At 77.6% G+C, this 6,901-nt stretch carries 8 protein-coding genes and 1 rRNA gene; all 9 read left to right on the plus strand.

Annotated features, from left to right (window positions below; all coding sequences use genetic code 11):
• Window positions 1–4 precede the first annotated feature (4 nt).
• A 5S ribosomal RNA gene (gene rrf, locus GTR02_RS06100) occupies window positions 5–121 on the plus strand.
• A 146-nt stretch (window positions 122–267) separates the two neighbouring features.
• Window positions 268–1,482 (plus strand): hypothetical protein, encoded by a 1,215-nt coding sequence (locus tag GTR02_RS06105; RefSeq protein ID WP_166606590.1) that lies wholly within the window; start codon window positions 268–270, stop codon window positions 1,480–1,482.
• Window positions 1,479–1,763 carry a hypothetical protein gene (locus GTR02_RS22375; protein ID WP_205708738.1) on the plus strand — a complete coding sequence of 95 codons (285 nt, stop codon included), beginning with the start codon at window positions 1,479–1,481 and terminating at the stop codon, window positions 1,761–1,763. Before GTR02_RS06105 ends, GTR02_RS22375 begins: the two co-directional genes overlap by 4 nt.
• A 20-nt stretch (window positions 1,764–1,783) precedes the next feature.
• Window positions 1,784–2,644: a sulfurtransferase gene (locus tag GTR02_RS06110; protein WP_338073618.1), complete on the plus strand. Its 861-nt coding sequence runs from the start codon at window positions 1,784–1,786 to the stop codon at window positions 2,642–2,644.
• Window positions 2,645–2,768: 124 nt separating this feature from the next.
• Window positions 2,769–3,590 carry a DUF4397 domain-containing protein gene (locus GTR02_RS06115; protein ID WP_166606591.1) on the plus strand — a complete coding sequence of 274 codons (822 nt, stop codon included), beginning with the start codon at window positions 2,769–2,771 and terminating at the stop codon, window positions 3,588–3,590.
• Window positions 3,587–4,285, plus strand: a complete 699-nt coding sequence (locus GTR02_RS24210; RefSeq protein WP_166606592.1) for a sortase domain-containing protein — start codon at window positions 3,587–3,589, stop codon at window positions 4,283–4,285. The genes GTR02_RS06115 and GTR02_RS24210 overlap by 4 nt, the downstream gene beginning before the upstream one ends.
• Before the next feature lie 47 nt (window positions 4,286–4,332).
• Window positions 4,333–4,938, plus strand: a complete 606-nt coding sequence (locus tag GTR02_RS06125) for a sigma-70 family RNA polymerase sigma factor (RefSeq protein WP_205708739.1) — start codon at window positions 4,333–4,335, stop codon at window positions 4,936–4,938.
• Entirely contained in the window at window positions 4,925–5,701 is a 777-nt protein-coding gene (locus tag GTR02_RS06130; protein WP_166606594.1) for an anti-sigma factor domain-containing protein, read from the plus strand. Before GTR02_RS06125 ends, GTR02_RS06130 begins: the two co-directional genes overlap by 14 nt.
• A 164-nt stretch (window positions 5,702–5,865) precedes the next feature.
• A complete protein-coding gene (locus tag GTR02_RS06135; protein WP_166606595.1) occupies window positions 5,866–6,885 on the plus strand; it encodes an ADP-ribosylglycohydrolase family protein in 1,020 nt (339 codons plus the stop codon).
• Window positions 6,886–6,901 lie beyond the last annotated feature (16 nt).

The following is a 6,901-nucleotide window of genomic DNA, read 5'->3' on the forward strand; positions in this document are numbered from 1 at the left end:
GTGGTCCGGTGGTCATAGCGGTGGGGAAACGCCCGGTCTCATTCCGAACCCGGAAGCTAAGCCTGCCAGCGCCGATGGTACTGCTCGGGAGACTGAGTGGGAGAGTAGGACACCGCCGGACCGCTCAACGTGTGGGGTGTGGGGTGGGTGACCCGTGACGGGTCACCCACCCCCGCACCCCTTTTTTTCGTGTCCTGGCCGGGGCCTGCGGGGTGGGGGTGTGGACGAGCCCCCCACGACGCCGGCACCGCTCGCTAGCGTCCTCGCATGACGTTCTCCGAGCGGCGCCCCGCCCTCGACCTGCCCCCGGTCTCCCGCGCGTCCCGGTGGACGGACGCGACCGCTGCGAACCGCTGGACGACGCAGACCCTGCGGCACCACGAGGAGCGGTTGCGCGCGGCGGCCGCCCGGGGTGAGGCGTCGGTGGAGTTCCGCGCCCCGGTGCCGCCGGCGGCCGGCACGCTCTTCGTCCGCGCCGGGTCGGAGATCGAGCCCCGGGCCGTCTCCTGCGCCGTCGTCCGGATGGACCTGTCGACGTCCTCCCCGGTGGTGCGCGCGTCCTCCCCGGACGACCTCCCCCTCCTCGAGGACGCCTGGGACCTGCTGCAGGTCCTGACGCGGTTCCGCGAGGACGCGGTCGAGGACTGGCTCGACCCCCGGCAGGCGCTGGACCACGCGCTGGCTGCCGACCCTGCGCGGGCCGGGCTGGCGGCGCGGCAGTGGGGGGCGCTCACCGGTGGCTCGGACCAGGGGCACGTCGCGCGTGAGCTCCTGGCGGCCGTCACCGGCTCCGACCTGCCGCCCGTGGAGGGCGCGTCGTGGTCCGCGTGGTCGGCCTGGTTCGGTGCCCACCTCGCGGCGGCCGCCGCCCAGGCCGGGCCGGTGGCCGCGGTCGACGTCTCAGCGCCGGACGTCGTGCGCACGGGCGACTTCGACGACGCGGCCGACGTGTCCGGCCTCGTCGAGGAGGTGCTCGACCGACAGGCCGAGGACGTCGAGCGCTGGCGGTCCGACCCCACCGGCCCCACACGCGGGCACGTCTGGGCCGAGGTGGGGCGCACGGTCGGGACCGTGACGACGAGCGGGCCGGAGCTGGACGTCGCCGCGGCCGCCGTGGCCGTCGTCCTGCGGCGGGGCCCGGACGGCGACGTCGTCGTCCTGGACGCCTACCCCGAGGTCCCGCTCGACGACGGCCTGCGCAGCCGCTACCCCGTGGCCGCGTCGGTGCTCGCCGGCTGGTTCGGGCCCGGCACCCCCCGTCTGGACGTCCGTCCGTGGCCCGCGCAGCGGGCTCTGCTGTCCGGTGAGTCGCCCGCGACGCTGGCCCGGTGGCGCGACGAGGTCGTCCGGCTCCTCGCCCACGGCGACGTCCCGCGCGCCGTGCTGCGCCTCGGCGGGGCCGTCGTCCCCGCCGACACCGAGGGGTGGCTCCGGCGCGTTCTCTGGCGGATGGACACCTTCGACGCCGTGGCGCCGGCGTGAGGCTCGCGGTCCGGACGGAGGAGCTCACGGCTACGGCGCGGCAGCTGCAGGACGCGGCCGGTGCGGTGGGCCGGCTCGCCGCAGGTCTGCACGGCCAGCGCCCGGCGGTCGGGACCTGGGCGAGCGGCCGGGCGCGGACGGCGGCCGACGCCTTCGTCGCCACCCTCGCCGACGGTGTCGCCACGACGTCCGCGCAGCTGGCGGACCTCGCGCTGCGGACGACGTTCGCGGCGGACGAGTACGCCGACGCCGAGGCGTCCGCGCTCGCCCACGCGCGGTGACGGGACGGCAGACTGCTGCCGTGCCCCCCGGTCCGCCGACACCCGGCTCCCCCCTCGTCTCCGCCCACGAGCTGCGCGAGCGCTGCGCCGGCGACCACCCACCCGTGCTGCTCGACGTGCGCTGGAGCCTCGGCGGACCGCCCGGCCGCGGCGACTACGACCGCGGGCACCTGCCCGGCGCCGTCTTCGTCGACCTCGACACCGAGCTCGCCGCACCGCGGACACCGACGTCCGGGCGTCACCCCCTGCCGGACGTCGCGGCGCTGCAGCGGGTGCTGCGGGCCGCCGGTGTCGGCCGCACGAGCTCGGTCGTCGTCTACGACGCGCGCGACGCGACGAGCGCGGCCCGCGGGTGGTGGGTCCTGCGCTGGGCGGGGCTGACCGACGTCGCGGTGCTCGACGGCGGGCTGGCCGCGTGGATCGAGGCCCGGGGTGAGGTCAGCACGGCGGAGCCGTCCCCCGCGCCCGGGGACGTGGTCCTGCGGGCCGGCGCGCTGCCCGTCCTCGACGCGCAGGCGGCGGCCGCGCTGGCCCGGTCCGGTCTCCTCCTCGACGCGCGGGCCGGCGAGCGCTACCGCGGGGAGGTGGAACCCGTCGACCCGGTCGCCGGGCACGTGCCCGGTGCGGTCAGTGCGCCCACCGCCGCGAACCTCGGCCCCGACGGCAGGTTCCTCCCGGCGCAGGCGCTGCGGGCCCGCTTCACCGCGCTCGGCGCCGACGGCCGCGAGGTGGGTGTCTACTGCGGCAGCGGCGTCACCGCGGCCCACGAACTCCTGGCCCTCGCGGTGGCCGGCACCGACGGCGTCCTCTTCCCCGGGTCGTGGTCGGAGTGGGTCACGGACTCCCGCCGCGAGGTCGTGACGGGGAGTTCCCCGGGCTGAGGCGGGGGAGTTCGACGGCGCCGTCCGCGAACTCCTCCCCGGCAGGTGCATCCGCGCGGGCCCTGCCCGGAGAAGCAGGAGTGAACGGGTCACCCCCCGACCCGCGAACTCGAGGAGAGAAACCGTGCGCAAGATCCCTGTCGTCGCCGCTCTCGTGGCCGTCCCCCTCGTCGCCCTCGCCGCCCCCGCCACGGCCGGAGCCGCCGGCACCGGGAACGCCACCGTCTCGATCCTGCACGCCGTGCCCGACCTCCCGGTCGACGTGTACGCCAACGGCAACGAGGTCGTCGGCGACTTCACGCCCGGAACCCTGACCGACCCGCTGCAGCTGCCCGCCGGCAGCTACGACCTCGCGGTCTTCCCCGCCGGTGCGGATCCCGCGACGGCGCAGCCCGCCATCTCCGCGAACGACGTGACGGTTCCCGGGGGCGCGAACATCACCGTCGTCGCGCACCTCTCCGCGACCGGTGCACCCACCCTGACGCCGTTCGTGAACTCTCCCGCCGACCTCGCGGCCGGTGAGGCGGAACTCACCGTGCGGCACACGGCCGCGGCCCCGGCCGTCGACGTGCGCGCCGGCGGCACCGCCGTCCTGTCCGGCCTGACGAACCCGAACGAGGCCAGCGTCACGGTCCCGGCCGGAACGGTCAGCGCCGACGTCGTCCTGGCGGGCACCAGCACCGTCGCCATCGGCCCGGCCGACCTGACCCTGGCCGAGGGCGCCGAGACCATCGTCTACGCCTGGGGTTCTGCCGAGGCCGGGAACCTCATGCTGGCCACCCAGACCATCAACGGTGACGGTTCCGCCCCCGGCGGTGTCCCCTCCGGTGAGGCCGGTCTGGCCGACGGTGTCTCCCCGTGGGTCGCCGGCGCCGGCGTCCTCCTCCTCGCGGGTGCGGGCGCGACCGTCCTGCGGGCGCGCACCAGGGTCACCGCGGGTCGGTGAACCCGTCGTGGCGGCGCGAGGCCGTCGTGGCCCTCGCGCTCGCCGTGACCGGGCTCGTGCTCGTCCTCGCGTGGTGGTCGGCCCGGCCGCCCGCCGACGCGGGGCGGGTGGCGGCCCCGGCGACCACCGCGGTGGCCGCCACCCCGCTCCCTCCGACGACCCCCACCGCCGTCGAGGACCCGGCGGCGGTGGGGGTTCCCGCCCCCCTCGTCGGAACGCGGTCCGCCGCAGTACCTCCGCCGCCCGTCGTCCTCGCCCCCCGGTCGATCGACCTGCCGGCCCTCGAGATCGCGGCCCCCGTCCTGGCGGTGGGCGTCGACGAGGACGGGTTGCTCGAGATCCCGCGCGACGGTGACGACATCGGGTGGTACCGGTGGTCGGCCGTCCCGGGTGGTCCGGGCACCTCGGTGTTCGCGGGCCACGTGGACACCGTGGAGGACGGGCCCGGCGCGTTCTTCGCACTGGAACGGGCCGCCCCCGGCGACCGGGTCGCCGTCACGCTCGAGGACGGTTCCGTCCGCGAGTTCGCGGTGACCGCGCGTGAGTCCTTCCCCAAGCAGGCCCTCCCGGTGGACACCGTCTTCCGCCGCGGAGGCCCCCCGCAGCTGGTCCTCGTCACGTGTTCGGGGCGCTTCGACGAGCGGACCCGCAGCTACGAGGAGAACCTCGTGGTGACCGCAGAACCGGTCGGGTGAGCGACGGGCGGTTGGCGCCGTCGGCGTCGACCCGTACCGTGCTGCCCGTGGCCCTCCGCGTCGTGCCCGCACGCGAGGACGACCACGTCCCGGACCGGGCGGCGAGCGCTCTCCTGGACGCCGACGACGAGTTCCTCGGTCGCGCGTTCGCGCGGGGTGACGAGGACGCGTTCGCCGAGGCGTTCTCCCGGTGGGCGCCGCTCGTGCACTCACTCGCCCTGCGCCGGCTGCCCGAGGCCGACGCGCAGGACGTCGTCCAGGCGGTGTTCGTGGGCGCCTGGCGTTCGCGGGACCGCTACGACCCGGAACGCGCGCTGCCCGGGTGGCTGGTGGGCATCGCCCGCCACCGCATCGCCGACGCCCTCACGGCCCGGCACCGCACCCGGGAGCTCGCCGGCGTCGACGACGCCGTCCCGGAACCCGCCGTCGCGGACGGCGCGGACGCCGCCGCCGACCGGATCGTCCTGCTGGCCGAGCTGGAGCGGCTCGGGGAACCGCAGCGCACGGTCCTGCGGATGGCGTTCTTCGACGACCTCACGCACGTCCAGATCGCGGAGCGGACCGACCTCCCGGTCGGTACCGTGAAGAGCCACGTGCGACGGTCGCTGCGGCGGCTGCGAGACCGGTTGGAGGCGACGCGTGACTCCCTCTGAGGCCTCCGCCACCGGCTCCCACCTCACCGACGAGGAGGCCGTGCTCGCCGCGCTCGGCGAGTCCCCGGGCCTCGCCGCCGAGCCGCACCTGCTCACCTGCGCGGCCTGCCGCGCCGAGACCGACCGCTGGCGCGCCCTCGTCACGACCGTCCGCGACGGCGAGGAGGTGGCCCCCGTGCCGCTGCCCGCGGGGACGTGGGAGGCGGTCCGCCGCGAGGCCGGCCTCGTGGGTGGCCCGCCGCGGCCGGACCTCTCGGTGGTCGCCGGCTCCGACGGCCTCGCAGACGGCGTCCCCGCCGCCCCCGGGCGGGCCGCCCGTCCCCGGCTGCGCTGGCTGCCGGTCGCCGCGGCCCTCCTCGTCGGGGCCGGCCTGGGCGCCGGTGTCGTGGGCGCCCTGCCGGGTGACGAGCCCACGCCCGTCCCGCCCGCTCCCGCGGTGGCGAGCGCCGTGCTCGCACCGGTCGCCTCCACGGGCCGGGGCAGCGCGACGGTCCGCGACGTCGACGGGCACCGCGAGCTCGACGTCTCGGTGCAGGGCGTGTCCGCCCCGCCGAGCGGCGTGCTCGAGGTGTGGCTGCTCGACGCCGACGGTGGCCTGCTCGCCGTCGGGAGCCTCGTGGGCGACTCCCTCACCGTGCCGCTGCCCGCGGACGTCGACCTCGGCCGGTTCGCGACCGTCGACGTCTCGCGGGAGCCCCTCGACGGCGACCCCGCCCACTCCTCGGACAGCGTCCTGCGCGGGAAGCTCGCGCCCGACGCCTGAGCCGGGCGCGCGGCGGGTCCCGGTGCTGAACGGGTGACGCGCGGGTCCGGAGGTCCAGCCGCGCGCCGGCGCCTCCGACACCTCCCGGTGGAGGCTCGGCCTCCCGCCGATCCGGTCCCGGGTCGGTGAGGATGGTGATCTCGCCGGACGCGGGAGGGGGTCGCGTGAGCACGCTCGACGAGTCCCGCGTCCGCGGCCTGCTGCTCGGCCTCGCCGTGGGCGAGGTCGTCGGCCGCTCCGGCCCCGGCGTGCCGTCCGGCGTCCTGCGCCACGGCGTCGTGACCCAGCTGGCCTGCGCGACGGCCGACGCCGCCGTCCGCTGCTCCGTGCACTGGCTCGCCGGGCACGAGGCCGACCCGCCGCGCGAGCTGCGCGACGCCTACCGGCGCTGGTGGCGCCGCCGCTGCGCCCCCGACGCGCCCCCGGCCCCGGACGAGGGGTGGCTGGGCGGGGTACCGCTGCTCGCGGAGGACCGCGGCCCCGCCGGGTCGACGGCGCGCGCGCTCGCGACCGGGACGGGTGGGGGGCTCGACGGTCCCGTCACCACTAGCTCCGGGTGGCACGCCCTGGCCCGGGCCCTGCCGCTGGCCACCCTCAACGTGCGCGAGGACGGCCTCGCGGCCGTGCTGGCCGCGGAGTCGGCGGCCGTCACCCACGGGCCGGGCACCTGGTTCCCCGCGGCCGTGGCGTCCCTGGTCGCGGCCTACGCGCTGACCACGGGCGACGCCGCGCAGGCCGTCGGTGCCGGGCTCTCCTCCGCGGTGGTGCACGGCGCCGACGTCGCGACGGTGGCCGTCGTCGACGACGCCGTCCGCACCGCGCAGAAGGACCCCGGACAGCTCGACCGCCTGACCGGGGGCGCCCCCGACGGCTCCAGCCCGTCCGCGCTGTGGGGCGCGGTCTACTGCCTGCTGTCCCACCCCGGGCCCAGCGAGGTGCCGCGCGCGCTGCGGCTCGCCCGCCGCGCCCCGGTCCCGGCGCCCGTCACGACGGTCACGGGGGCGTTCCTCGGTGCCGTCCACGGGGTCGACGCGCTGCCGCGGCGCGTCGTCACGAGCCTCGACCTGGCCTACGTCCTCGACCAGCTCGGCCGCGACCTGGCCCGCGAGGGCCGTCGCAACGCGAACGGCACGTGGGGGGCCGGGGCCGACGAGCGCTGGCGCGCCCGCTACCCGATCGCCTGACGCGCGGGCCGCCGGC

The organism is Kineococcus siccus (assembly GCF_009906795.1).
GTDB classification, from domain to species: Bacteria; Actinomycetota; Actinomycetes; order Actinomycetales; family Kineococcaceae; genus Kineococcus; species Kineococcus siccus.